Origin of the sequence: Streptomyces sp. NBC_00316, assembly GCF_036158715.1 — a bacterium.
Taxonomy (GTDB): Bacteria; Actinomycetota; Actinomycetes; order Streptomycetales; family Streptomycetaceae; genus Streptomyces.
Map to the genome: position 1 here is coordinate 1512221 of NZ_CP108023.1, position 24988 is coordinate 1537208.

The window sequence follows — 24988 nt, forward strand, 5'->3', positions numbered from 1 at the left end:
TCGTCCCACCGGTGGCACCGCCCGGCCGTGCAGCCGTGGCCCCGCCACCGGAACGGGCCGCGCCCCCGTACACATGGGTACGGGGGCGCGGCCGGAAGGGTTTCCCGGGTCAGCCGAGGCCGCGGGCGTCCTGCTTGAGAGCCGTGTCCACGGTCAGTGCCGTCGCCACGACGAGGCTGAGCAGCGGCTCGGGCAACTGGTAGTGGATCTGCAGCACATAGTTGTCCGCCGTCGTGAACAGTGTCTTCGCGAGGCCTTCCCAGGTCTTGGTGATCCGGGCGATCTCGGCGTCGTTGTGGTCGACGATCGCGAAGTTCCAGGCGCGCCAGTTCTCCGCCTTGATGGCCCCCGCCTTCTGGCCGTCGACCATGATGGCGAAATTGATCTTGCCAATGGCGTTCTGCTGCACGATCTCGCCGACCGGGCTGCCGTCCGGACGCTGCACGATGACCCGGGACTTGATGAACTTCGCCGGGCGGGTCAGGAGCAGCTGCGGCTGGCCGTACGCGTCACGGATCTCGAGCTTGTGGGTGAGGTACTGGTCGATGCTGGAGACGAACCGCAGCACCTTGCGCAGCGCGCTCTGGCCGACCTGGATGACCGAGCCGATGGTGTTCCCGTGCTGATCGAAGACGCTGTACTCGTTCGTCACCTCGATCAGCTTGGCCTTCTGGTTCACCACCAGCACCTGCTGGTTGAAGAGCGAGGCGCCCCCGGGAACGCCACCCTGCTGAGGCTGCGCCATCTGCTGCTGAGGAGCGGCCTGCTGCTGATACTGAGGGGCCACCCGCTGCTGGGGCACCTGCCCCTGGGCGGGCGCCTGGGGCTGCCCGCCGCCGGCCGGGTTGGTGTGCTCGGTCCACTGGGAGCCGTCCCAGTAGCGCAGCAACTGGGGCGCGCCGTGCGGATCCGGATACCAGCCCGCAGATACGTTCGAGTGCGTTGTCACCGGGGCACAGTATCCCGCCGGTCCGACCACGGAACCCCCGTCCGGCACATCCACAGCCTCCGCATACGCGTCGAAAGCACGACGATGCGGTACGGGCGGGGCTGCAGCCACCCGGGCCGGCGTCGGCCGCGGACCGTACTGGCGTACGGCATCGCATAGGCTCAGCAACGATATGAAGAGCAATCTCCCGACGCTGGGGCCCAAGGCCGACAAGGACACCGTGCGACGGAGCAACCTCAGCCTGGTGCTGCGGGCCGTCCGTGACGAGGGCGACCGCGAGGCGACCAGGGCCGGGGTGGCCGCGCGCGTGGGGCTGACCCGGGCCGCCGTGTCCTCGCTGGTCGAGCAGTTGCTCGAGAGCGGGTTCCTGACCGAGTCCGGCAAGACGTTCAGCGGCCAGGCCGGGCGTCCCGGCACGGCGCTCAAGGTGGCGCGCACCGGCCCAGCCGGGCTCGGCGTGGAGGTCAACATCGACTATGTGTCGGTGTGCGTCGTCGATCTGGCGGGCACCGGACGGGTCCGGCTCACCGAACATCTCGACAACCGGGGCGCACCGCCTGCCGAGGTGCTGGCGCGGGCCGCCGGGATCGCCGCGCGGACCCTGGACTCGGCGGCCGAGCAGGAGTTGTTCCCGGTGGGGGTGGCGCTCGCACTGCCCGGTCTGGTGTCCGGCGGCGCCGTGCGCCAGGCGCCCAACCTGGGCTGGAACCAGGTGCCGGCCGAGGAGCTCTTTGCAGCCTCGCTCGCCGCGCTGCGCCCCGGCCGTGCGCAACTGCCCGTGAGTTCGGAGAACGAGGCCAATCTGGCGGCACTGGCCGAACTCTGGTTCGGCGGACTCGACGAGGTCCGCAGCTTTCTGTACCTCACCGGCGAGATCGGCGTCGGCGGCGCCCTGGTCATCAACGGCGAACTGCTGCGCGGCGCGCACGGGTTCGCCGGCGAGATCGGGCATGTGGTCGTGGACCCGGACGGGCCGGAGTGCCGGTGCGGTTCACACGGCTGTCTGGAGCAGTACGCGGGCCAGGCGGCGCTCCTGCGGGCGGCCGGGATCGAGGAGACCGGCCGCGGCCTCGGGGTGGCCGAGCTGGACCGGCGCACACGGGCCGGCGACGAGCGGGCGGTGGCCGCGGTGGCCGAGGCCGGCCGGATGCTGGGGCGGGTGCTGTCCGGGGCGGTGAATCTGCTCGACCCGGACGCGGTGGTGCTCGGCGGGATCTACCGGGGTCTGATGCCGTGGCTGTCGGTACCCGCCGACGAGGAGCTTACGGACAGGGTGGTGTCCGGGCTCTGGTCGCCGGGCAGCGGGCGGCTGCGCGCCTCGTCGGTCGCGGGCGATGCGGCGCGGGGCGCGGCGGCGCTGGTGATGCAGGACGTGCTGGCCGACCCGGTGGCGTACGCGCCACGGGCGGCCGGCTGAACCCCGAGGGTCGGGCCGGACCGAGGGTGCAGGGGGCTGGACCTGGGAGCGGGGCCGCGGGCGGGTCACCGTCGCCCGTCCGCCGGCCCCGTCCCGCCCCCCGGCGTCAGCGGACCCCGAGCAGATGGTCCAGGGCCAGCTGGTCCAGCGCCTCGAACGCCATGCTGCGCTCCGCCGCCGCTGTCACATCGAACTCCTCGTACGCCGACCGGTCGGCCAGCAGCCCCGCCACGCCGTCCTCGGCGGTGGGCCGGGCGAGCTCGTCGAGGCGGGACGCACGCAGCGCCTCCTGCACGGCCGGGTCGGCGCGGAACGCGGCGGCGCGCTCCTTGAGGATCAGGTAGTTGCGCATGCATCCCGCGGCCGAGGCCCACACACCGTCGTAGCCCTCGGTCCGCGGCGGCTTGAAGTCGAAGTGGCGCGGGCCTTCGTACCCTGCACTCTCCAGCAGGTCGACGAGCCAGAACGCCTGGCGCAGGTCGCCGGCGCCGAACCGGAGGTCCTGGTCGTACTTGATGCCGGACTGGCCGTTGAGGTCGATGTGGAAGAGCTTGCCCGCCCACAGCGCCTGCGCGATGCCGTGCGGGAAGTTCAGCCCGGCCATCTGCTCGTGGCCGACCTCGGGGTTCACGCCGTACAGCTCCGGGCGCTCCAGGCGCTCGATGAACGCGAGGGCGTGACCGACGGTCGGCAGAAGGATGTCGCCGCGGGGCTCGTTCGGCTTCGGCTCGATCGCGAAGCGGAGGTCGTAACCCTGCTCGACGACGTACTCACCGAGGAGGTCGAAAGCCTCCTTCATCCGGTCCAGCGCCACCCGCACGTCCTTCGCGGCGCCCGACTCGGCCCCTTCCCGGCCGCCCCACGCCACATAGGTGGTGGCGCCGAGCTCGACGGCGAGGTCGATGTTGCGGATGACCTTGCGCAGCGCGTACCGACGCACGTCGCGGTCGTTGGCGGTGAACGCGCCGTCCTTGAACACGGGGTGCGTGAACAGGTTCGTCGTCGCCATGGGCACGACCAGGCCGGTCGCATCCAGCGCCTGCCGGAACCGCTTCACGAGGCCTTCACGCTCGGTGTCCGAGGAGCCGAACGGGATCAGGTCGTCGTCGTGGAAGGTCACGCCGTACGCACCCAGCTCCGCGAGACGCTGCACGCTCTCGACCGGGTCGAGCGGCGCACGGGTCGCGTCACCGAACGGGTCGCGGCCCTGCCAGCCCACCGTCCACAGACCGAAAGTGAACCGGTCTCCCGGGGTGGGCGTGAAGCGTTCCGTCATCGTCTGACCACCTTCGGTGCAGCGGGGCCCGCGACGGTCGAGGTGTCATGAACCCCTATTTGTTCAGTGTCATGATTAATGATGCACGGACTCCCCGGGCGGCGTAACCCTTCGTCACGCCCCACATCCGGTAATCGGGGGGCGCCCCTGGCCCGAACCGATGCGATCGCGTAATTTGTTTTCAGCACGATCAAATCGATCACACCCGTGCCCACCAGCACACCAGTGCATCCGCACACCCCGCACACCCGCACCGCGAGAATGAGGTGACCCATGGCGCCGCGCACCGTCGTCATCGGCGTGGACAGCTCCACCCAGTCCACCAAGGCGGCCTTCGTCGACGCCGCCACCGGCCGGCTGCTCGCCGTCGGACGTGCCCCGCACGTCGTCACGGGTGAGGGCGGAGCCCGCGAGAGCGACCCCGAGGTGTGGTGGCAGGCGCTCGGCACCGCCGTCGCCGCCGGCCTGAAGGAGGCCGGCGTGCCGGCCTCGGCCGTCACCGGCATCGCGGTGGCCGGTCAGCAGCACGGCCTGGTCGTGCTCGACCGGGCCGGCCGCCCGCTGCGCCCCGCCCTGCTGTGGAACGACACCCGCTCCGCTCCGCAGGCCGCCGCGCTGACCGAGGCGCTGGGAGGGCCCGACGCGTGGACCGCACGCACCGGATCGGTTCCGGTGGCCGCCATGACCGCATCGAAGTGGCAGTGGCTGCGGGAGAACGAGCCGGAGACGGCCGCCGCGACCGCGGCGATCCGCCTCCCCCACGACTTCCTCACCGAGCGGCTGACCGGCACGGCCGTCACCGACCCCGGCGACGCCTCGGGCACCTGCTGGTACTCCACCGCCACCGGTACGTACGACTCCGAGCTCCTCGAACTGCTGGGCCTGGACGCCGCGTTGCTGCCCGAGGTGGCCACGACCGGTGCGGCCCCGGCCGGTTCACTGACCGAGGAAGCGGCGCAGGCGCTGGGCCTGCCGGCCGGCATCGCCGTGGCGGCGGGCACCGGGGACAACATGAGCGCGGCGGTCGGCCTCGGTCTCGGCGGCGCCGGACTGCTGGACCACCCCGTGCTCAGCCTGGGCACCTCGGGCACCGTCTTCGCCTCCTCGCAGGCCCGGCCCGCGTCGGCGGCGCTCTCCGGTTTCGCCGCGGCGGACGGTACGTACCTCCCGCTGGCCTGCACGCTCAACTGCACGCTCGCCGTGGACAAGGTCGCCGCCCTGCTCGGCCTGGACCGCAACGACGCGGCGCCCGGCGGCCAGACCGTACTGCTCCCCTACCTCGACGGCGAGCGCACCCCCGATCTGCCCACGGCCTCGGGCCTGCTCACCGGGCTCCGCCACGACACCACCCCGCAGCAGATCCTCGGCGCCGCCTACGAAGGCGCGGTCGTCACCGTGCTGCGCGCCCTCGACGAACTGCTGCGGGCCTGCGGACTCGACCCGGCCGACCCCGAGGTCTCCGCCCGGCCGCTGCGTCTGATCGGCGGCGGTGCACAGGGGCACGTCTGGGTGGAGACGGTTCGCCGGCTCTCCGGGCGGCCCGTGATCGTGCCCGGCAGCGGCGAACTGGTGGCGCTGGGCGCGGCCGCGCTCGCCATGGCGGCGGCCACCGGCGAGGACCCGGTCGCGATCGCGACCGCCTGGAACACCGGCGACGACACCCGGCTGCCCGCCGTCGACAGGGACATGGAGACCTGGGAGCGGGTCGTCTCGGTGCTGGAGCGGGCCGCGGAGCCGCTGCTCGGCGGGGGCAAGTAGCCCGGGGAGGGCGCGCGTTCGCCGGATCGGTCCTCCTCCGCCCGCGTTGCGGTCCTGGATCACCGGGCAGGCCCGGCTGCCGGTTTGGGGATGCCATGTGATCTTCACTAGTATCCGGCGATGATCATAAGAAGAAGGCTGACGGTCGGGGTGGGCATCCTGCTTGCCACCCTGGCCGCCGGGCTCGGCACGGCCCTCCCCGCCGCCGCCGATGAATCCCCCACCAAGGCCTCCCCCAAGGTCGAGCTGGTGCTCGACGTCAGCGGCTCCATGCGGACCCGCGACATCGACGGCCAGTCCCGGATGAGCGCGGCGAAGCAGGCGTTCAACGAGGTCCTGGACGCAGTGCCCGAGCAGGTGCAGCTCGGCATCCGCACCCTCGGCGCCGACTACCCGGGCGACGACCGGAAGGTCGGCTGCAAGGACACCAAGCAGCTCTACCCGGTCGGCCCGCTCGACCGCACCGAGGCGAAGACCGCGGTCGCGACCCTGGCCCCGACCGGCTGGACGCCGATCGGCCCCGCCCTGCTGGGCGCGGCCGACGACCTCGAAGGTGGCGACTCCACCCGCCGCATCGTGCTGATCAGTGACGGCGAGGACACCTGCGGGCCGCTCGACCCCTGCGAGGTGGCACGCGACATCGCGGCCCGTGGCATCCACCTCGTCATCGACACGCTGGGCCTGGTGCCGAACGCGAAGATTCGCGAGCAGCTGACCTGTATCGCCGAGGCGACCGGCGGCACGTACACGGCCGTCCAGCACACCGATGAACTCTCCGGCCGCGTGACCCAGTTGGTGGACCGGGCGGCCGAGCCCGTCGTCACCCCGGTGGCGACCGAGGGCGCGGACAGCTGCTCCGCCGCACCGCAGCTCAAGGCGGGTCTCTACACGGACCGCCAGAAGTTCGGCGAACACCGCTGGTACCGGGTGGACGTACTGCCGGGCCAGGAGCTGCGCGCCTCGGTGAGCGTGTCGGCGGACCGCGCCGTCAACAACGACTACGGCGTACTGCTGCGCGCGGTGACCGTGCACGGCCGCGAAATCGTCCGAGGCTCGGAGTCCGGCACCGGTCGCACCGACGCCATCTCGTCCGGCCTGCGCTACCCCAAACCCGAGCAGGACGCCACGGACGGCGAGGACCAGCCGGCCGCCGAGACCGTCTGCCTCCAGCTGAGCAACTCCTTCTCGGCCCCCGCCTCCGTCAAGACCTCGCCGGGCATGCCGGTCGAGCTGACCGTCGACGTGGTGGACGCGCCGGACGACGCCGCCGATGCCGCCGCGTTCGGTCTCGGCCGTGGCTGGTGGCTGCTCGGCGTACTGGTCCTCACCGGACTGGTCGCGGGTCTGCTCTTCGGCTGGATCTCGCGCTGGCGCATCGCTGTATGGAGGACCAACTGATGGTGCGTACAAGACGAGTGCTCGCGGGTGCGCTGCTGACCGGGCTCGCGCTGCTGACGTCGGCGGGGGCGGCCACGGCCGACGATCCGTCGGCGAGCCCGAGCCCGAGCGCGTCCGACGGCAGTTCGGGTCCCACCGAGGCGGGCACCACGTTCCGCACCGCGACGGCGATCCAGCAGAACCAGCGTGCCACCGCCGGGGCGTCCACAGGTGACTACCTGTACTGGGTGTTCCCGGCCGACGCCGGCCAGCGGGCCACCGTGAAGGCGACGGTCACCCTGCCCGAGGACGCCGCCCGGCACGGTGCGTCGACCTGGCAGGTCGATGTGTACGACGGGCTGCGGCGCCGGCAGGCCTGCATGTACGGCCGCCAGACCGTGAAGGCCGCCGCGGACTCGTCCACGGTCGAGCTCTCCTGCGTCCTGCGGACCGTCCGTGCCTGGTCCGAGCCGTGGGCCGACGACCCGCTCCCCGGCAGCTACTACGTACGCCTCACCGTCGTCGATCTCCCGGCGGCCGATCTCGGTCAGCCGGTGCGGACCGAGCTGGAGGTGACGGCCGCCGACAAGGGCGGCGCCCACGACGTCGACGGCACGCTGGGCGAGCCGCTGGTGCCCGGGGCGTCCTCGGTGCAGCAGACGTCGGACGACGCCTCCCCGGGCGACGATGCCACGACCCGGGTGTCGCTCGGCAGCGAGCCGGACGACGGCTGGGCCTCCGGCTGGTGGACGGACCGCTGGATCTGGACCGTCGGCGGTGGCGTCCTCGGCGCGCTCGCTGCCGTGTTCGGCTACTCCCTGACCCGCGGCAACGGCCGTCCGTCCAGGGTCCCGCCGGGCGCCTGACGGCCCTCCCACCCACCGGGCCCGTCCACTGCGCCCTCGTCCCCCGTCGCCGGGGCGGGGGCGCAGTGGCGCATCCGGGCGACGTGGCGCAGCCCGCCGAGCAGATGGGCACGGAATCCGGGATCCCGGTAGGCCTCGCTGCTGTGCCCGAGAGCGGTGTAGAAGACCCGCGCGCCGGCGTGCTCACGCGTCCAGACGAGGGGGTGGTCGGCCCCCATCCCACCGCCTTCGTACGAGGTCTCGTCGGCGCAGGCGAGCACCCGCACGGTGCCCCGCGGATTCTCGCGGAAGTCGTACCACTCATCGGTGAAGTCCCAGGTGGCGCCCAGATGCGCGGTCGCCGGGTGGTCGTGGTCCTCGACGGTCACCGTGCCCGGCTGGAGGGCGGGATGGCGGTCGAACCTGGTGCCGACGAGTTCGCCGTAGAACGGCCAGCCGTACTCCGTGCACGCCGCGGCATGCACCGTTCCTAGCCAGTGCGCATGAGTGAGTCGTGGACCCACTGTTGCGTACTGGGCGCATCCCGAACGGTTTTGGATGCGCTGGGTTCCCGCTTTCGCGTCCCGCTCGGCGACGGCCCTCCAGGGGGCCGGTCCGTGGTGGGTGGGCGGGTTCCCTCACGCCCCCGGGTGCCCGGTTCGGCCTGGGCGGTCCGATGCCCCGCACGATCACTCCGGTCGTGTGGGGGCGGTGCCGTCCGACGCCGGACCGGGTGGCCGAGGGCGCGTCTCCCGATCGCGATACCCGCGGCATCGTGACGGGACATGATGCGGTGTGGGGTGGTCAGTGGTTTCTGCCAGTGCTGGGCACCCCACAGGCTGGTGTAGGCGGGGTCGACCGCGACCACGCTCAGGCCGTGCTCGGCGGCCATCGACACCAGCCGGGCCTTCAGCTTCCCGGTCGGGATACCGGAGATGAGCTGCCGGAATCGCTTGCGGCGGCCGTGCTTCTCACGGGTCTTCTCAGCCGTGAAATCGAGGTCTTCGATCCCGATCGCCGCGACACCGACCCGCACCGCCCAGTTGATCAACCGGGTCAGGGCGTGGCGGATCTGTGCGTCGCGGTGATCGGCGGTCCCGGACAGGTCGTAGCCGAAGCGGTGCGGGTCACCGATCGGGTTGCCGTGCCGATCGAGGCGGTAGGCGGCGAAGTGGTCGGCGTTGGTGTCGACGCCGATCATGCCCCGGGCCCGGGCGGTCTCCAACGGGATGGTCTGCACGACGGGGCGCTGCCAGGAGGCGGTCAGGTACCAGCGTCCGCGCTCCACATCGAGGTGGATGCGGTAGGCCACGGCCCGGTTCGCGGTGATGCGGTCGGCCCACTCCGCACCCCGATGCGCGAACGCGATACGGGCGGTGAGGGTATACCGGCCGTGCCGGGTATTGGCCAGGTGCGCAAGCGGCGCAGGCAGTTTCACCGACACCTCGCCGTTCGGGGTGACGCGGATCGTCTCGTTCCCGAACCGCTTCCCCGACTCACCATCGGCAGCGATGAACCAGCGCTCCGCCTCCCACCGCTCCCGCCACTGCTCCTCGGTGAGACGGGCTTCGGTGAGATGGTGGCGGGTGTTCAGGAGACCTCTACCGCCCCGCACCACCCGCACCCGTCCCGCCTGCCAGTCGGCAACAGCCGCCGTGTGCCGCGCCTCCAGCGCCGCGAGGCGGCGGGACTTGCGGAACCACTCGCCCTTCGACCGGTAACCACCCGCCGTACGCTTGGTGCCCTTCTCCCCGAGCGGGAGGGACAGGCGATGCCGCAACATCTTGATCCCGGCCGCCAGCTTCTGGATGTGCACCGCCTGGCAACGGCGGGCCAACGCCCACTGATCATGCGTAGCCTTCGTGATCGCACCCGCGATCCGCGACGACGACACCCCGGTCAGCTCCCGCTTACGCGCCGCCCACCTGTCCGCACCGTGCCCCAGACCATCCGCACACCGGACCTTGAGATCACCGGACGCCAACGCACCCTGATGCGCACCGACCGCACGCAACACCCCCTCGTCCCGGGCGGTCAGGTGCTTGAGACGATCCCGGACCGCCACCCCGCACGGCCCAGGCACCACGAAGGACACGGCCAACTCCCGCACACCACCCACCACATCCCCCCACCCAGGCCACACCCTTGCCACCCAGCCCAACGAGCCACAGCCACCAAGGTCACCCATTCGGCCCCAGAACCCCCGTTCCCACCCCCGCAAACCCACCCACAGGACTCACTCCCGCTCACCACCACTCACTTCAGCTCAGCAAACCAGCAGCTCGCAACCCCCGGGTACTGATCCTGGACGAGGCGACCTCGGCCCTGGACACCCGCTCGGAGACACTGGTCCAGGAGGCACTCGCCCGGCTGATCCACGGCCGTACGGTCTTCGTCGTCGCCCACAGGCTCTCCACGATCCGGGCGGCGGACCGGATCGTGGCCATGGACGGGGGCCGGATAGCCGAGGTGGGGACCCACGAGGAACTGGTGGGGCGGGGCGGGGTGTACGCGGGGTTGCAGCCGGCGAAGTCCGCGTAGGACATCCGGCACACGCCCGACCGCACACCTGTGACGCAGCACGGTTACCCTCGACAACTCACGTACTCCACAAGGCCGATGGGTTCTGCGATCGATCGGCAGCCGGTGGAGTCCGGCCACGTCGCCGCGTACCGGATCCGGGTACGCCACCAGGGAGCGGAGACCTTTCATGTCCACGGAGACCGGTCCGGCCGTCGATGCCGAGCCGAGCGGCCACGTGCCCGTACCGGGCCCCAGGGGACTGCCGTTCCTCGGGAATCTGCCGCAGTTCGGGAAGAACCCGCTGGCGTTCTTCGAGAAGCTGCGCGGGTACGGGGACATGGTCCGCTGGCGCTTCGGACCCAACTCCTGTGTGTTCATAGCCGATCCGGAGTGCATAGGCGAGCTGCTCACCGAGACGGAACGCACCTTCGACCAGCCGGCGCTGGGCATCGCGTTCCGCACCGTGATGGGCAACGGTGTGGTGGTGGCGCGCGGTCCGGACTGGCGGCGCAAGCGGTCGCTGGTGCAGCCGTCGGTGCGGCCGAAGCAGGTCCGGTCGTACGCGGCGACGATGGCCGGCAGCACGGTGGAGCTGGCGGACACCTGGTCGGACGGTCAGCGCATCGACGTCAAGCGAGAGATGGCCGCGCTGACGCAGAAGATCGCCGTCCGCACCATCTTCGGGGTGGACACCCCGGCGGACGCCGAGGCGATGGGCCGGGCGATGGATGTCGCCCAGCAGGAGATCGGCAAGGAGTTCAGCGGTATCGGCGCGCTGCTCCCCGACTGGGTGCCGACGCCGGGCCGGGCCAGGATCAAGAAGGCCGCAGCGGTCATCGACGCCGAGGTGGGCCGGGTCGTCGCCCGGCACCGCGACGGGGACGACGAGCGTCCCGACCTGCTGAGCCGGCTGCTGACCGCAGTGGACGAGAACGGCGCGCAGCTCACGGACAAGGAGATCCGCGACGAGACCGTCACCCTCTACATCGGCGGTCACGAGACCACCAGCTCCACGCTGGTCTGGGCGTGGTATCTGCTGGCGCGCAATCCGCAGGCACGCGCGGCACTCACCGAGGAGCTGGACCGTGTCCTCGGCGACCGGGAGCCCGAGTTCGACGACTACGCGCGGCTCACCTACGTGCAGTCCGTGGTCAAGGAGACGCTGCGGCTCTACCCCACGATCTGGCTCGTGACCGGGGTCGCCAAGAAGGGGGCCCGGATCGGCGGCGTGGACATGCCGGAGGGCACCCGGGTGTGGAGCAGCCAGTGGGCGACGCACCGCGACGAGCGGTGGTTCCCGGAACCGGAGGCGTTCCGCCCGGAACGCTGGGACGCCGAGAACGGCGACGACATCGCGGAGTACGCCTGGTTCCCGTTCGGTGGCGGCCCGAGGGTCTGCCTCGGCACGCGGTTCGCGATGGTCGAGGCGGTGCTGATCCTGGCGGTGCTGGCACGCCGGTTCGTACTGGAGGTGGACCCGGGCGACGTCAACCCCGTGCCCACGCTGACACTTCAGCCGGACAGGGATGTGCTGGCCACGGTGCGGGCCCGATAGCCCACCGGCGTATGTCCGTATGGCGGAACGGGTGCAGCCGCGATGTGCTGTCGCCCTCCGCCGTACGGCATCCTCGTGCCGAACGATCAGGACCTGACGGCGGAGGATGCGGAACCCGATGACTGAAAACTCCGAGATGGTGGCCTTCGTCCGGGCGCGCCTGGCCGAGGAGGAACAGGTCGCGCGAGCAGCCGGCGGCGAGAGGTGGCGATGCCCGGCCGAGTCGCCGGGCGAGATCCACGACCGGACCGGCGCGATCGCGTTCAGCCTGCGGACGCATGGCTACGACCGTCACATCGCGCTGCAGGATCCCGCGCGCACGCTCCGGCGCATCGAGACGAGCAGGGTCCTCCTGGACGAGTACGAGGAGGTCGCCGCTCTGGACACCGACCGCCCCCACCACGACTTCGCCTCCGGCCGCGCGGTGGGACTCGGCTTCGTCGTACGGCAACTGGCCGCGGAGGATGCCGGGCACCCCGACTACCAGGCGAAATGGCTGCCACGGTTCAGCCGGTGATCGATCACCGATCACCAGGAGTGATCACCGGTCGCCGAAGCGCCCGGTGATCCGGGCGTCGGCCGGTACGCGTCCCGCAGACACCGGCCGACGCGCCCATCCGGGTGCCGGCCGGCGCTCCCAAGGTTCATGGCCCGCACAACGGGCAGGTCGCAACCGGGCGGCAGATACTGATCTGGTCCGTGCCGCACCAGCTCCGGCACGGGACGACCGGCCGCCCAGCCACGACCACAGGCCGTCGAGCACCCGGGAGAAATCCATGCGCCTGCGCCTCGCACCCACCTCCGCGTTCACCGTCCCGGCCGCCGCCGCGACCGCCGTGATGCTGACGGCCACCGGCGCTTCCGCCACGGTCGGTACGGCACACGCCTCGTCGGCCGTCCGGCCCGGTACGTGTCAGGAGAAGGCCCTCGGCGTGACGGCGTCGCCCGGCGAACTGCAGAACGAGGTACGCATCCGCGTCACGAATCAGGGCGATCGCAGCTGTGTCCTGGACAGGACCCCCACGATCACCTTTGCCGGGCTCGACGGCTCCGCCCAGACCGTGCCGCCGGCCCGGAGCGACCGCTACACCCTTGCCCGCGGCGAGCGGGCGTACGCCGCCTTCCGCACCGCGGACCCGGCGAGCAGGGAGGGGCATTTCGTCGGCAGCGTGAGCGTGTCCGCCGATCCGTCGCACTACGGGGTCACCTTCACGGCGGCCTCCGTGGGCATGCCGCAGGGGATCCACGTCTGGGAGCCGGTCACCACGCTCTGGCTGGGGTCGGCGGCCGCCGCCGACTCGGCCCTGGTGGCCTCGCTGGGCTGAGTGCGCCGGCCTCACCGCGCACCCGTCGGACGGGGTGAGGCCGGGTCCGCACAGGCCGCGGACCGCACTTCTCAGACCGCCGCCACCTCGACGGTCCCCGTGCCCTCCCCCGTCGCCCCGGTCTCCTCCGCGATCACACGGTACGGACGGCCGGTACCGTCGGCCGTCACCCGCACCGAGCCCGTGGCACCGTCCCGTACGACCCGGAAGGTCGCCGCAGTGCCGCCGGTCCGGTCGACCACCACGACCGGCGTTCCGGCCGTCGCGGGCGCGGGGCCGAACACCCGCAGCGTCAGCCCGTCCAGCCAGTCGCCGTCCGGGCGCTGGTCGTCCGCACCCCACGGGAGGACCGCGCCTGGGCGGACCAGCAGTGGCAGGCTCTCGAAGCCGTGCGTCTCATGGCGCCAGGCCGGGCCGGTGACCGTCTCGCCGGTCAGGAGGTGGGTCCAGGTGCCCTCGGGGACGTAGTACTCGACCCGGCCGTCCGCCGTGAAGACGGGGGCCACCAGCAGGTCCGGGCCGAGCATGTACTGGCGGTCCAGCATCCGGGTGGTCGGGTCGGCGGGGAACTCCAGCAGCATCGGCCGCATCATCGGGATGCCCGTGCGGTGGGCCTCGGCGGCCACCCCGTACAGGTACGGCATGAGGCGGTGCTTCAGGAGGGTGAACTTCCGGGCCACGTCCACGGCCTCGTCGCCGAATGCCCACGGCACGCGGTACGACACGTTGCCGTGCAGCCGGCTGTGCGAGGAGAGCAGGCCGAAGGCGAGCCACCGCTTGAAGACGGCAGGGTCGGGGGTGCCTTCGAAGCCTCCGATGTCGTGGCTCCAGAATCCGAAGCCGGACAGCGACAGGGACAGGCCACCGCGCAGCGACTCGGCCATCGCGGTGAACGAGGCGAAGCAGTCACCGCCCCAGTGGACGGGGAACTGCTGGCCGCCTGCCGTCGCGGAGCGGGCGAAGAGCACCGCCTCGCCGTGCCCGCGCTCCTTCTCCAGGAGTTCGAAGACGGTCCGGTTGTAGACCTGTGCGTAGTAGTTGTGCATCCGCTCCGGGTCGGAGCCGTCGTGCCAGACGACGTCCGTCGGCACCCGCTCGCCGAAGTCCGTCTTGAAACAGTCGACACCCTGGTCGAGCAGGACGCGCAGTTTGGCTTTGTACCACTCGCGCGCCGCCGGGTTGGTGAAGTCCACGATCGCCATGCCCGGCTGCCACAGGTCCCACTGCCAGATGTCGCCGTTGGGGCGTCGCACCAGATAGCCGTGCTCGGCGCCCTCGGCGAAGAGCGGTGACTTCTGGGCGATGTACGGGTTGATCCACATGCTGATGCGCAGACCGCGTTCCTTGAGCCTGGCCAGCATGCCGACCGGGTCGGGGAAGACGTCCGGGTCCCACTGGAAGTCGGACCACTGGTACTCGCGCATCCAGAAGCAGTCGAAGTGGAAGACCGACAGCGGGATGTCCCGCTCGGCCATGCCGTCGACGAACGACGCGACCGTCTCCTCGTCGTACGACGTACAGAACGACGTGGTCAGCCAGAGCCCGAACGACCAGGCCGGCGGCAGCGCGGGCCGGCCGGTGAGGGCGGTGTAGCGGGCGAGGATGTCCTTCGGTGTCGGGCCGGCGACGATGTAGTACTCCAGCGACTGGTCCTCGACGCTGAACTGCACCTGGCCGACCGACTCCGTGCCGATCTCGAAGGACACCTTGCCGGGGTGGTTGACGAAGACGCCGTAGCCGCGCGAGGAGAGGTAGAACGGGATGTTCTTGTAGGCCTGTTCGCTGCTCGTGCCGCCGTCCGCCTGCCAGATGTCGACGGTCTGGCCGTTCTTGACGAACGGCGTGAACCGCTCGCCCAGCCCGTAGACGTTCTCGCCGACGTCAAGGGCGAGTTGGGCGATCATGTGGTGGGCGCCGTCGGGGGTGGTGGCGAAGGCGGTTCCCTTGCTGTCCACGCCCGTCAGGCGGCGGCCCTCGGTATCGAGGAACGTCATGCCCCACGGCCCGTCACCGTCCATGCGCAACGTCAAGGGGCCGCTGGTCAGTTCGGTGACCGGGCCGTCCCTGCGGGTGCGGGCGGCGGCGGTCGCGGTGTCGAGTCCGGGGAACTCGAAGTCCGGTCCACGGCCGGCCCTGCCGGCGTGATGGGTGGTGCGTACGCCGATGATCCCTTCCGCCGGGGAGAAGCAGTCGACGGTGATGAGAGGGGTGTTGAGGGTGTCGCCGCGCTGCTGGACCTGCTTGACCGCGGCGTAGGCGGTGAACCGGTCGGAGCCGACCCGGAGATCACGGATCTCGGTCGCGTAGCAGGCGCGGACGCCCTCGCGCATCAGCCAGAAGCCGTCGGTGAACTTCATGAGGACTCCTTGCCGGGGACAACTGTTCGGGGACAACGGTCGGGACGGGGGCGGGGCGGAGTCACTCGGTCACTCCTGTGAAGTCGATCCGGGCGAGCCGTACCGTGCCCCGCAGTGTGACGCGCACGTCCTGCACACCGGAGGCGGTCAGCGGGGCCTCGTGGCTGCGGTAGTCGTAGGGCCCGTCGGTCGCGGGGACGGCGACGGCCGCCGTGCGGCCGTCGACCGTGATCTCCACGGAGCCCTCACCCGCGACGGACACCGTGACCGCACGTGTCCCGGCCGCGAAGTCGCAGTGCAGGAAGAGCAGTTCGTTCTCGGGGCCGGTGGCGGTGACGGCGTCGCCGTCCGTCTTCGTACGGTCGACGATCCCGGTGGCCGACTGCTCGTCGTAGTCGGCCGCTTCGAGGCCGCGGTCCAGGACGGGGCGGGGCCCTGACGGCTCGCCGTCGACCGTGACGTCGGCGATGAGTCTGATGTCCGCGGCGGAGGCGCCGGCCTGGACTTCGTACACCCCGGGCTCGACCTTCCACCGGCCGTGCGCCACGTCCCAGTGGCCGAGTTCGCTCACCGGGACCGCGAAGTCGACGCGCTGCCCGGTGCCGGGTGCCAGGTGCAGGCGCCGGTGGCCGACGAGCTGGCGCAGCGGCCGGACGACGGACGGTGCCACGGCGCGTACGTACAGCTGGGCGACCTCGTCGGAGGCGACGGCGCCCGCATTGGTGACGGTCACCGACACCCGCAGCAGGTCGCCGTCGCGCTCGGCCGACAGTCCGGAGTAGGTGAACGCGGTGTACGAGAGTCCGTGGCCGAACGGGTAGAGCGGCGTGCCGTCGTAGTAGAGGTACGTCTGCCGCGAGCCGATGATGTCGTAGTCGAGCAGCCCGGGCAGCTCGGCGTCGGAGGTGTACCAGGTCTGCGGGAGCCGGCCTGCCGGAGAGACGTCACCGGACAGGATCCGGGCGAGCGCGGTCCCGGCAGCCTGTCCGCCGTGCGCGGTCCAGAGCAGGGCGGGGAGTGCGGCCGCCGCGTCGGTGAGTGCGTACGGGTAGGCGGAGGTGACCGCCAGCACGGTGCGCGGGTTGGCCGCGTGCGCGGCGCGCCACAGGCGTTCCTGGTGGGCGGGCAGGTCGAGGGTGGTGCGGTCCTCGGTCTCGCGTCCGTTGATGTGCGGGTCGTTGCCGACGACGACGATCACGGTGTCGGCCGCGGCGGCCGCGCGGGCAACGGCGTCCTCGCCGCGTTCGACGACCTCCCGCTCGAAGACGGTGGCGGCGCCCGCTGATCCGTGGCCGGAAACTTTTTCGTCCGCCGCGGCAACCTTTACGCCGTCGGCGGCAACACACACGTACCCACCCGTTCCGATGTGCACAAGGCGGTGCCCCCCGGCGTGACCTGCCACCTCCTCCCAGCGGAAGGTCTCCTGGACGATCCAGCCGCCGGGCTCGTCCGCGGAGGCGCGTACATAGCCGTCCTCGGCGACCGACAAATAGCGGCCGTCGGGGGCCCGCAGGGTGAGTACGCCGTCGCCCCAGTCGACGAGCGCAAGATCGGACGGGGTGTCGCCGCAGGTCAGCGGCGGAAGGTCGGTGCGGCCGGCCAGCAGCGCCGGGTCGAGGGCGCCACCCGCACCACGGTCGGCGCCGGCGCTCTCGCCGGCCTCGGGAATCCGCAGCCAGCCCGCGGCGCACTTCAGGCGGACCAGGTCGGCGCCCTCCGCGAAGGTGACGCGGTCCGCGCCGAACCGTGCCCGCAGCCCGTCGAGCGGGGTGGACCGGTGGATCAGCGTGCCGCTGTACCAGTCGAGTTTGCAGGAGTCGGCGAGAAGCCCGACGACCGCGATCGTCCCGGGTGCCCCGGGGTCGAGCGGCAGCAGGCCGTCGTTCTTCAGCAGGACGACGGCCTGTTCGGCGGCCTCCTGGGCGAGCGCCCGGTGCTCGGCGGTGTCGAAGGCGACGGCGTCCGCGTACGGGTCGAGCCCGGGGTCGAACTCACCGAGCGAGTAGCGCAGTTCGAGCAGACGGCGAACGGCGGTGTCGATGTCCGCCTCGTCGAGCAGACCCTGTTCCAGCGCGCGCCGGATGCGGCCGGTCATGACGGTGGAGTCCTGGCCGTGGTCGGTGAAACTGTCGACTCCGGCCTTCAGGGCGGCGGCCGTGGCCTGTTCGTGGGTGTCGAAGTAGTGCTCGGAGTCGACCAGGTTGGACGGTGCTCCGGCGTCGGAGCAGACCACGAGCGACCGCTCGGTCCAGCTCCGCAACTGCTGGGACAGGAGCGGGGAGACGTGGTTGGGACGCCCGTTGACCAGGTTGTACGCAGGCATGACTCCGGCCACGGCGCCCGCCTGCACGGCGTCGCGGAACGCCCGCAGGTCGTACTCGTGCAGCACCCGGGGGCGCACCGACGAGGAGGAGATGTCCCGGTCGGTCTCGTTGTTGTGGGCGAGCCAGTGCTTGAGCACGGGGGCGGTACGCCAGTAGTGCGGGTGGTCGCCGCGCAGTCCCCGGGTGTACGCGACCGCAACGGCGGAGGTGAGGGTGGCGTCCTCGGCATACCCTTCCTCGCCGCGCCCCCACAGCGGGTGGCGCAGCAGATTCACGGTCGGGGCCCAGACGTTGAGGCCGACCCGGTCGTCCTTGGCCCGCTTGGCCCGGACCTCGTTGCCGACGGCCTCGCCGACCCGGCGGACCAGTTCGTCGTTCCAGGTCGATCCCAGGCCCACGGCCTGGGGGAAGACGGTCGCGGGGCCCATCCAGGCGACGCCGTGCAGTGCCTCCTGACCGGTGCGGAAGGCGCCGATCCCGAGCCGGTCCACCGCGGGCGCGAACTGGTGCAGCATCGCGATCCGCTCGTCGAGGGTGAGCCGCCGGAGCAGGTCGTCGATACGTCGGGAAAAGGGCAGTTGCGGGTCGCGGAAGGGCTGCGGTTGTTCCGTCACGTGCGGATCCCCTTGGAGAGGTGGGAGGTTTTGCGCTGTTCGGGGCCTGCCGAGGATCCGTCCAGCCCTCGGAAGATCTTTCGAAGCGCTTCGATGCTCCGCGTCGAACCCCGAGGGTGTCAAGGCCGCGCTCGCGCCATTCGCCGCCAACTGGGCTTGATCGACCTGGGAAACGGTTCGGAAACAGGTCGGAGGAATCTGGAAACGGACTCTTGTGCCTCCGGAACCCTTCACTTAATCTCGCTGCAACATCGAAGCGCTTCGACAGAGTTTCGATGGGGCGCCGGTCGCCCTTGATCACCGGGACGGCGACACCCCTTGTCACCGTGTCACCTCCTTGTTGAACCGCTTCACCTCGGCCGGTCCAGGCCGGTGGGGCCGGTCCGTCCGGCTCCGCCGGTCACGCCGGTCCCAGCCAGTAACGCCCCACCTCAGACACAGGAGCCGAACGGCGGTCGCCCGCCGCGTGTCGTCCTGGTGCGCCTCGAAGGGTTGACGCAATGACGCCGAATTCCTCCCCCTCCTCCACCGCCCCGAGCCGGCGAAGCTTCCTGGCTTCCGGCGCAGTTGCCGCGGTCGCCGTGGCCGGCGGGATGCCGCTGCTCGCCGCCTGCGGCGGCGGCTCCGGTTCCGGGAGCAAGGAAGGCACGACGACGGGCAAGGCGCTCAAGAAGGTCCTTCCGGACTACGCCCCGTCGAACCTGGTCCAGCCCGACGTGACGAGCGTCAACGGTTCGAGCCCCGGCTTCACCAAGCTGCCCGACCCGCTGGCCACCTCGGTCAAGTCCGCACCGGGCAAGGGCTCCACGTTCCGGATCATGACCCCGCTGTGGGGGACCGTCCCGAAGAAGAACAACCCGTACTACACGGCCGTGAACAAGGCCGTCGGCGCGACACTGGACTTCGACCCCCAGGACGGCAACACGTACCAGGACAAGATCGGCGCAGTGCTCGCCGGCTCCGACATCCCGGATGTCGTGACCATCCCCGGCTGGAACATGCAGGGCCAGATCCGCAACGCGATCACGGCCAAGTTCGCCGACCTGAGCCCGTATCTGGCGGGTGACGCGATCAAGAAGTACCCGAACCTGGCGAACATCCCGACCGGCGCCTGGCAGTACTCCGTCTTCGGCGGCAAGCTCCGCGGCCTGCCCATGCCGTCGCCCGTCATCGGCAACGCGATCTTCTACCGCAAGGACCTGATCGGCTCCGGAGCCGTCCCTGCGAGCGCCGATGATCTGCTCGCCTTCGGCAAGGAGTACACGGACACGAAGAAGAAGGTCTGGGCCTTCGACGACCTGTGGACCTGCATCCAGAAGATCTTCGGTCTGCTGCCCGACGCCCCGCACTACTGGCAGCTGGAGAACGGCAAACTCGTCCACAAGATCGAGACGCAGGCGTACCGGGAGGCGCTCACCTTCGCCCGCAAGCTCCACGACGGCGGTTATGTCCACCCGGACGCCGAAGCCGGCAAGGACGCCGACTCCAAGATCCGCTTCACCGGCGGACGCGTCCTGATGTACAACGACGGCACCGGCGGCTGGAAGGGCATGGTGACCGAACAGGCGGCCGCCAACCCGAAGTTCGACATGCAGGCGCTCGACTTCTTCAACTTCGACGGCGGAAAGCCGGTCCTGTGGCAGGACGACCCGGCCGGCATCTTCACCTTCCTCAGCAAGGACCTGCCGAAGGCGAAGATCGAGGAGTTCCTCGGCATCGCCGACTTCGCGGCCGCGCCGTACGGCACGAAGGAGTTCATGCTCACCAACTACGGCGTCGAAGACACGCACTACACCATCAAGGACGGGGTGCCCACCTTCACGCCGCAGGGCATCCAGGAGGCCCAGCCCTCCACCTTCCTGTTCCTCGCCTCGCCTCCGCACACCATCGCGTTCCCGGACGAGCCGCAGCTGGTGAAGGACTACGCCGGCTGGATGGCGCGGCAGGCCCCCCACATCAAGAAGCCGCTCTTCTTCGGCATGCAGATCGTCGAACCGCAGCGGTACGCCTCCCTGTACACGCCCTTCGACGACCTGCAGAAGGACATCCGGCGCGGCCGCAAGAAGGTCGGCGACATCGACGCCGCGGTGACGACGTGGAAGAAGAGCGGCGGCGACCAGCTGCGCGACTGGTACCAGGACATTCTCGACAAGAACGGCTCCGGCAACTGAGCGTACGGCGGACACGAACCCGTACGTACGACAGCAAGGCGGCCGCCGGGTACAGGGATCCCCGGCGGCCAGGGCGGAGAGCACGACATGGGGAGCACACGGTGAAGCCACGGGCCACGGTCGCGGCCGAAACGGACCGCGCGGCCGACCGGGCGACGGGTCCGATCGGCGACAGCGGGAGCGGCGACAGCAGGAGCGGGAGCAGCAGCACCCCGGGTGACAGGGGCAGCAGGTCCCCTGCAGCGGGGAGGACTCCGCCTGCGGGCGGCATCACCTGGCGGCAGCGGCTGCGCCGGGACCGCACGCTGATCCTGATGACACTGCCCGCCATCGCCCTGCTGCTGATCTTCAACTACATCCCGCTGCTCGGGAACATCGTGGCCTTCCAGGACTACGACGTGTACGACCTGGGCATCACCGGCAGCCCCTTCGTCGGCATCGACAACTTCACCCGGATCTTCCAGGACTACCGCTTCTGGGAAGTCCTGATCAACACGCTGGTCATCTTCCTGACGCAGCTGCTGCTCTTCTTCCCCATCCCGATCGCCATCGCCCTGCTGCTCAACACGGTCATGAGCGCGCGGGTGCGGGCCTGGGTGCAGGCCGTCGTCTATCTGCCGCACTTCTTCTCCTGGGTGCTCGTCGTCACCGTCTTCCAGCAGATGTTCGGCGGGGCCGGCCTGGTCGCGCAGTGGCTGCGCGAACACGGTCATGAAGGCTTCGACCTCATGACCAATGCGAGCTTCTTCAAGTTCCTGGTCACCGCCCAGGCCGTGTGGAAGGACGCGGGCTGGGGCGTGATCGTCTTCCTCGCCGCGCTCGCGGCCGTCAACACCGACCTGTACGAGGCGGCGGCCGTCGACGGTGCGGGACGCTGGCGCCGCATGTGGCATGTCACGCTGCCCGCGCTGCGCCCGGTCATCGCGCTGCTGCTCGTCCTGAGGGTTGGCAGTGCGCTCAATCTCGACTTCGAACAGATCCTGCTCCAGCGCGACCAGGTCGGTCCGGGTGCCTCCGAAATCCTCGACACCTACATCTGGTGGACGGGCATCAAGACGGGCGACTTCGGCTACGCGGCCGCCGCCGGAATCTTCAAGGGACTCTTCAGCGTCGCCATGGTGCTGGGTGCGAACAAGGTCGCCCACATGCTGGGCGAACAGGGGGTGTACTCCAAGAAATGACGACTCTCCTGGAAACGGACAAGGACAGCGGCCGTACGGAAGAACCCGTCACGGCCCCCGAGGAGTCACCGCTGCAGCGCGCGCTGCGGATCGAACCCCGCCCCGTGTGGGAGGAGGAACCCACCAAGGCGGGCCTCGCGTTCAAGGGCTTCGGTCTCGTCACGATCTGCGCGGTCGTGCTCATCCCCCTGTGGGTGGTGATCGTCACCAGCCTCTCCGACACGAAGACGATCAACGACGCGGGCGGTCTGGTCATCTGGCCGAAGACCGTCACCTTCGTCGCGTACAAGGAACTGCTCGGCGGCGGCACCGTCACCCGGGCCGCTCTGGTGAGCATCGGCCTCACCGTCGTCGGTACGGCGTTCAGCATGGTGATCTCGGTGCTCTGCGCCTACGGGCTGAGCCGGCGGGACTCCTTCGCACACAGCAAGCTGCTGATGACGCTGATGGCGACGATGTTCTTCGGCGCCGGGCTCATCCCCACCTATCTGCTGGTCACGGGCATCGGACTGAGCAACAGCTACTGGTCGATGATCCTGCCCAGCGCGATCAGCGTCTTCAACATCCTGGTGCTGCGCGGCTTCTTCATGGACACCGCGCCCGAACTGATCGACGCGGCCCGGATCGACGGCGCGGGCGAGTGGCGCATCCTGCTGCAGATCGTCATGCCGCTGTCCCGTGCGGTGATCGCGGTGATCTCGCTCTTCTACGCGGTCGGCTACTGGAGCCAGTGGTTCAACGCGATGCTCTACATCCAGGACAGTGAGAAATACCCGCTCCAGATGATCCTGCGCCAGCTCGTGCTCCGGCACCAGGTGCCGCCGGGTGCGATGGGTGCGGCGGTCAGCAGTGGGCAGATCAACAGCCTCGCCGTGCAGATGGCGGTGATGGTGCTGGCGCTGATCCCGGTCGCGGTGCTGTCGCCGTTCGTCCAGAAGCACTTCCAGAAGGGCATGCTCACGGGCGCCGTGAAGGGCTGACCCGCAGCACGCACCCCGCTTCGCACCGCTCTTCCTCTTCCCCTCTCCCCACCGGAAGGTGTCCGCCATGCGCGCTTCGTCCGCGCCCACGCCCAGCCGTCGCACCGTGCTCGCCGGAGCCGCTGTCGCCGCCGCGGCCGTGGCTCTGCCGGTCGCGGCGCCCGCTGCTGCCGCGAACCGGCACAACGCCGAGGGCGCTCAGGCCCACCGGTGGCGCACGGCTGCGATCGGCGGCACCGGCTTCGTCACCGGTCTGCTGTTCCACCCGGCGGTCCGGGGCCTTGCGTACGCCCGTACCGACATCGGCGGCGCCTACCGCTGGGACGACCGGCAGGCCCGATGGATCCCGCTCACCGACCAGGTGGGCTGGGACGACTGGAATCTGCTCGGTGTCGAGGCCCTGGCCGTGGACCCGGCCCACCCCGATCGCCTGTATCTCGCGCTCGGTACGTATGCCCAGTCGTGGGCCGGACCGGGTGCGGTGCTGCGGTCCGAGGACCGGGGGACCACCTGGGCGCGTACGGACCTGACGGTACGGCTCGGGGCGAACGAGGACGGCCGGGGCGCCGGTGAGCGGCTGCTCGTCGACCCGCGCGACAGCGAGCAGCTCTGGCTCGGCACCCGGCACGACGGTCTGCTGCGCTCCACGGACCGGGGTGCCACCTGGGCGGCGGCGGACTTCCCCGCCGCACCGTCGGCGAGCGGGCAGGGCATCACGTTTCTGGTCGCCGCGGGCCGCACGGTGTACGCGGGCTGGGGCGACGGCGGCACCCCCCTCTACCGCACGCATGCCTCCGGCAGCTGGGAGGCGGTGCCCGGTCAGCCGTCCGGCGGCGTCGCGGCGTCGCGAGTGCCGATCCGGGCGGCGTACGACACCAAGGCCCATGCCTTGTATGTCACTTATGCTGACGCGCCAGGACCCAACGGGCAGTCCGACGGCTCGGTGCACCGCCTCGACACGATGACGGACAGCTGGACGGATGTCACTCCGGTGACGCCGGACTCCGGCTCCGGGGACGGCTTCGGGTACGGCGGGGTCGCCGTCGACGCCGGGCGGGCCGGCACGGTGGTCGTCACCACCAACAACCGGTGGTCGCAGATCGACACCGTGTTCCGTTCCACCGACGGCGGCGCCACCTGGACGTCCCTCAAGGACACGGCGGTCCTGGATGTGTCGGAGACGCCGTATCTGCGCTGGGGCGGGGACTCCGCCAAGTTCGGCTGGTGGATCCAGGCCGTCGCCGTCGACCCGTACGACTCGCGGCACATCGTGTTCGGCACCGGCGCCACAATCTTCGGGACCCGCGATCTCGTCCACTGGGCGCCGCAGATCCGCGGCCTGGAGGAGTCCGCGGTGAAGTTCCTGATCGCCCCGCCGACGGGCGGCGTCCGGCTGCTCAGCGGGCTGGGCGACATCGGCGTGATGTACCACGAGTCGCTGACCACGTCCCCGTCCCGCGGCATGGCGTCGAACCCGGTCTTCGGTACGGCCACCGGTCTCGCCCTGGCCGCCCTCAAGCCCTCCTATGTCGTACGGACGGGCTGGCCGTCCGGCTCGGCCGCGGCGGGAGCTTACTCGAACGACGGCGGCAGCAGCTGGCAGCCGTTCGCCACCCAGCCGGACATCGCGGCCTCGGCGCCCGGACCGGTCGCGGTCGCGGCGGACGGAGCCACTCTGCTCTGGTCGCTCATCCACTGGGACGGCACGAAGTATCCGGCGCACCGCTCCACGGACAACGGCGCGACGTGGACCGAGGTGACCACCTTCCCCAAGGGAGGCACACCGGTCGCCGATCCGCTCGACCCGACGCGCTTCTATGTGTACGACACGGACACCGGCGCGGTCTTCCGCTCCACGGACTCCGGCGCGACCTTCACCCGGGGTGCGACTCGACTTCCCTCCGGTGACGTCCAGTTCAAAATCGCCGCCGCGCCCGGACGCAGCGGTGACCTGTGGCTGTCGGCGAAGGACAACGGACTGTTCCGCTCCACGGACGGCGGACTGACCTTCACCGCCGTGCCTGGCTGCCAGGCCTCGCACGCGCTCGGCTTCGGCGCGCCCGCGCCCAGCGCCGGCAAGCACTCCGGCCGCGGGGCACGCGCCTGCTACCCGGCGGTCTTCCAGACCGGACGGGTCTCCGCGACCTTCGACGGGGTGGCGGTGCTGCGCTCGGACGATGCGGGCGTCACCTGGGTCCGGATCAACGACGAAAGCCACCAGTGGGGCTGGACCGGTGAAGTGATCACCGGCGACCCCCGTGTCCACGGCCGGGTCTACCTGGGCACCAACGGCCGCGGCATCCAGTACGCAGACCCGGAATGAGGATCGAGAAGTC

Annotated in this window: 16 protein-coding genes and 2 pseudogenes; 12 read left to right on the forward strand and 6 right to left on the reverse strand. The window is 70.7% G+C overall.

Annotation, left to right across the window (positions count from 1 at the left end; all coding sequences use genetic code 11):
- Positions 1 to 109: 109 nt before the first annotated feature.
- Positions 110 to 949 carry a phospholipid scramblase-related protein gene (locus OG878_RS06770; protein ID WP_328885929.1) on the reverse strand — a complete coding sequence of 280 codons (840 nt, stop codon included), beginning with the start codon at positions 947 to 949 and terminating at the stop codon, positions 110 to 112.
- 172 nt (positions 950 to 1121) lie between these two features.
- On the opposite strand from OG878_RS06770, the gene OG878_RS06775 reads away from it, so the two are divergent.
- Positions 1122 to 2366 (forward strand): ROK family protein, encoded by a 1245-nt coding sequence (locus tag OG878_RS06775; RefSeq protein WP_328885930.1) that lies wholly within the window; start codon positions 1122 to 1124, stop codon positions 2364 to 2366.
- A gap of 106 nt (positions 2367 to 2472) precedes the next feature.
- Here the strand turns inward: OG878_RS06775 and xylA are convergent, their stop codons facing one another.
- The gene (gene xylA, locus OG878_RS06780; RefSeq protein WP_328885931.1) at positions 2473 to 3642 is read right to left on the reverse strand and encodes a xylose isomerase; all 1170 of its coding nucleotides are present in this window, start codon (positions 3640 to 3642) and stop codon (positions 2473 to 2475) included.
- A 273-nt stretch (positions 3643 to 3915) separates the two neighbouring features.
- Between xylA and xylB the strand changes: the two genes are divergently transcribed.
- The 3 genes from xylB to OG878_RS06795 all read left to right on the forward strand — a co-directional run bounded on the left by xylB (position 3916) and on the right by OG878_RS06795 (position 7643).
- On the forward strand, positions 3916 to 5400 hold the full coding sequence (gene xylB / locus OG878_RS06785; RefSeq protein ID WP_328885932.1) for a xylulokinase: 1485 nt from the start codon (positions 3916 to 3918) through the stop codon (positions 5398 to 5400).
- 120 nt (positions 5401 to 5520) lie between these two features.
- Complete coding sequence (locus OG878_RS06790; RefSeq protein WP_328885933.1) at positions 5521 to 6798, forward strand: VWA domain-containing protein; 1278 nt, start codon at positions 5521 to 5523, stop codon at positions 6796 to 6798.
- Entirely contained in the window at positions 6798 to 7643 is an 846-nt protein-coding gene (locus OG878_RS06795; RefSeq protein WP_328885934.1) for a hypothetical protein, read from the forward strand. Before OG878_RS06790 ends, OG878_RS06795 begins: the two co-directional genes overlap by 1 nt.
- Before the next feature lie 74 nt (positions 7644 to 7717).
- Here OG878_RS06795 and OG878_RS06800 read toward each other — a convergent pair.
- Both OG878_RS06800 and OG878_RS06805 read right to left on the reverse strand, forming a co-directional pair.
- Positions 7718 to 8107 (reverse strand): annotated as a pseudogene (locus OG878_RS06800) (ThuA domain-containing protein); the annotation flags it as partial.
- A 5-nt stretch (positions 8108 to 8112) separates the two neighbouring features.
- The gene (locus OG878_RS06805) at positions 8113 to 9741 is read right to left on the reverse strand and encodes a transposase (protein ID WP_328885935.1); all 1629 of its coding nucleotides are present in this window, start codon (positions 9739 to 9741) and stop codon (positions 8113 to 8115) included.
- Positions 9742 to 9905: 164 nt separating this feature from the next.
- On the opposite strand from OG878_RS06805, the pseudogene OG878_RS06810 reads away from it, so the two are divergent.
- From OG878_RS06810 to OG878_RS06825, 4 genes and pseudogenes are all read left to right on the forward strand, one after another.
- Positions 9906 to 10163 (forward strand): annotated as a pseudogene (locus OG878_RS06810) (ABC transporter ATP-binding protein); the annotation flags it as partial.
- 169 nt (positions 10164 to 10332) lie between these two features.
- Positions 10333 to 11700, forward strand: a complete 1368-nt coding sequence (locus OG878_RS06815; protein ID WP_328885936.1) for a cytochrome P450 — start codon at positions 10333 to 10335, stop codon at positions 11698 to 11700.
- Between the two features lie 118 nt (positions 11701 to 11818).
- Positions 11819 to 12217, forward strand: coding sequence for a DUF6221 family protein (locus tag OG878_RS06820; protein WP_277330075.1), 399 nt, complete (start codon positions 11819 to 11821; stop codon positions 12215 to 12217).
- 259 nt (positions 12218 to 12476) lie between these two features.
- Positions 12477 to 13025 carry a DUF4232 domain-containing protein gene (locus OG878_RS06825; protein WP_328885937.1) on the forward strand — a complete coding sequence of 183 codons (549 nt, stop codon included), beginning with the start codon at positions 12477 to 12479 and terminating at the stop codon, positions 13023 to 13025.
- A gap of 71 nt (positions 13026 to 13096) precedes the next feature.
- Here OG878_RS06825 and yicI read toward each other — a convergent pair whose 3' ends face one another.
- Together yicI and OG878_RS06835 are read right to left on the reverse strand one after the other, a co-directional pair.
- Entirely contained in the window at positions 13097 to 15382 is a 2286-nt protein-coding gene (yicI, locus tag OG878_RS06830; protein WP_328885938.1) for an alpha-xylosidase, read from the reverse strand.
- Between the two features lie 61 nt (positions 15383 to 15443).
- Entirely contained in the window at positions 15444 to 18320 is a 2877-nt protein-coding gene (locus OG878_RS06835) for a glycoside hydrolase family 3 C-terminal domain-containing protein (RefSeq protein ID WP_328885939.1), read from the reverse strand.
- Positions 18321 to 18913: 593 nt separating this feature from the next.
- Here OG878_RS06835 and OG878_RS06840 point away from each other — a divergent pair.
- The 4 genes from OG878_RS06840 to OG878_RS06855 all read left to right on the forward strand — a co-directional run bounded on the left by OG878_RS06840 (position 18914) and on the right by OG878_RS06855 (position 24975).
- The gene (locus OG878_RS06840; protein WP_328891151.1) at positions 18914 to 20491 is read left to right on the forward strand and encodes an extracellular solute-binding protein; all 1578 of its coding nucleotides are present in this window, start codon (positions 18914 to 18916) and stop codon (positions 20489 to 20491) included.
- 101 nt (positions 20492 to 20592) lie between these two features.
- Complete coding sequence (locus OG878_RS06845) at positions 20593 to 21672, forward strand: ABC transporter permease (protein WP_328885940.1); 1080 nt, start codon at positions 20593 to 20595, stop codon at positions 21670 to 21672.
- Positions 21669 to 22652 (forward strand): carbohydrate ABC transporter permease, encoded by a 984-nt coding sequence (locus tag OG878_RS06850; RefSeq protein WP_328885941.1) that lies wholly within the window; start codon positions 21669 to 21671, stop codon positions 22650 to 22652. The genes OG878_RS06845 and OG878_RS06850 overlap by 4 nt, the downstream gene beginning before the upstream one ends.
- 67 nt (positions 22653 to 22719) lie before the next feature.
- Positions 22720 to 24975 (forward strand): 1,4-beta-glucanase, encoded by a 2256-nt coding sequence (locus OG878_RS06855; RefSeq protein ID WP_328885942.1) that lies wholly within the window; start codon positions 22720 to 22722, stop codon positions 24973 to 24975.
- Positions 24976 to 24988 lie beyond the last annotated feature (13 nt).

What these genes read in the sequence shown, in the direction of transcription:
- OG878_RS06775 (WP_328885930.1), top strand. Translation starts at nt 1,122, where the DNA reads ATGAAGAGCAATCTCCCGACGCTGGGGCCCAAGGCCGACAAGGACACC.
- xylA (WP_328885931.1), bottom strand. Translation starts at nt 3,642, where the DNA reads ATGACGGAACGCTTCACGCCCACCCCGGGAGACCGGTTCACTTTCGGT.
- xylB (WP_328885932.1), top strand. Translation starts at nt 3,916, where the DNA reads ATGGCGCCGCGCACCGTCGTCATCGGCGTGGACAGCTCCACCCAGTCC.
- OG878_RS06790 (WP_328885933.1), top strand. Translation starts at nt 5,521, where the DNA reads ATGATCATAAGAAGAAGGCTGACGGTCGGGGTGGGCATCCTGCTTGCC.
- OG878_RS06795 (WP_328885934.1), top strand. Translation starts at nt 6,798, where the DNA reads ATGGTGCGTACAAGACGAGTGCTCGCGGGTGCGCTGCTGACCGGGCTC.
- OG878_RS06815 (WP_328885936.1), top strand. Translation starts at nt 10,333, where the DNA reads ATGTCCACGGAGACCGGTCCGGCCGTCGATGCCGAGCCGAGCGGCCAC.
- OG878_RS06820 (WP_277330075.1), top strand. Translation starts at nt 11,819, where the DNA reads ATGACTGAAAACTCCGAGATGGTGGCCTTCGTCCGGGCGCGCCTGGCC.
- OG878_RS06825 (WP_328885937.1), top strand. Translation starts at nt 12,477, where the DNA reads ATGCGCCTGCGCCTCGCACCCACCTCCGCGTTCACCGTCCCGGCCGCC.
- yicI (WP_328885938.1), bottom strand. Translation starts at nt 15,382, where the DNA reads ATGAAGTTCACCGACGGCTTCTGGCTGATGCGCGAGGGCGTCCGCGCC.
- OG878_RS06840 (WP_328891151.1), top strand. Translation starts at nt 18,914, where the DNA reads ATGCCGCTGCTCGCCGCCTGCGGCGGCGGCTCCGGTTCCGGGAGCAAG.
- OG878_RS06850 (WP_328885941.1), top strand. Translation starts at nt 21,669, where the DNA reads ATGACGACTCTCCTGGAAACGGACAAGGACAGCGGCCGTACGGAAGAA.
- OG878_RS06855 (WP_328885942.1), top strand. Translation starts at nt 22,720, where the DNA reads ATGCGCGCTTCGTCCGCGCCCACGCCCAGCCGTCGCACCGTGCTCGCC.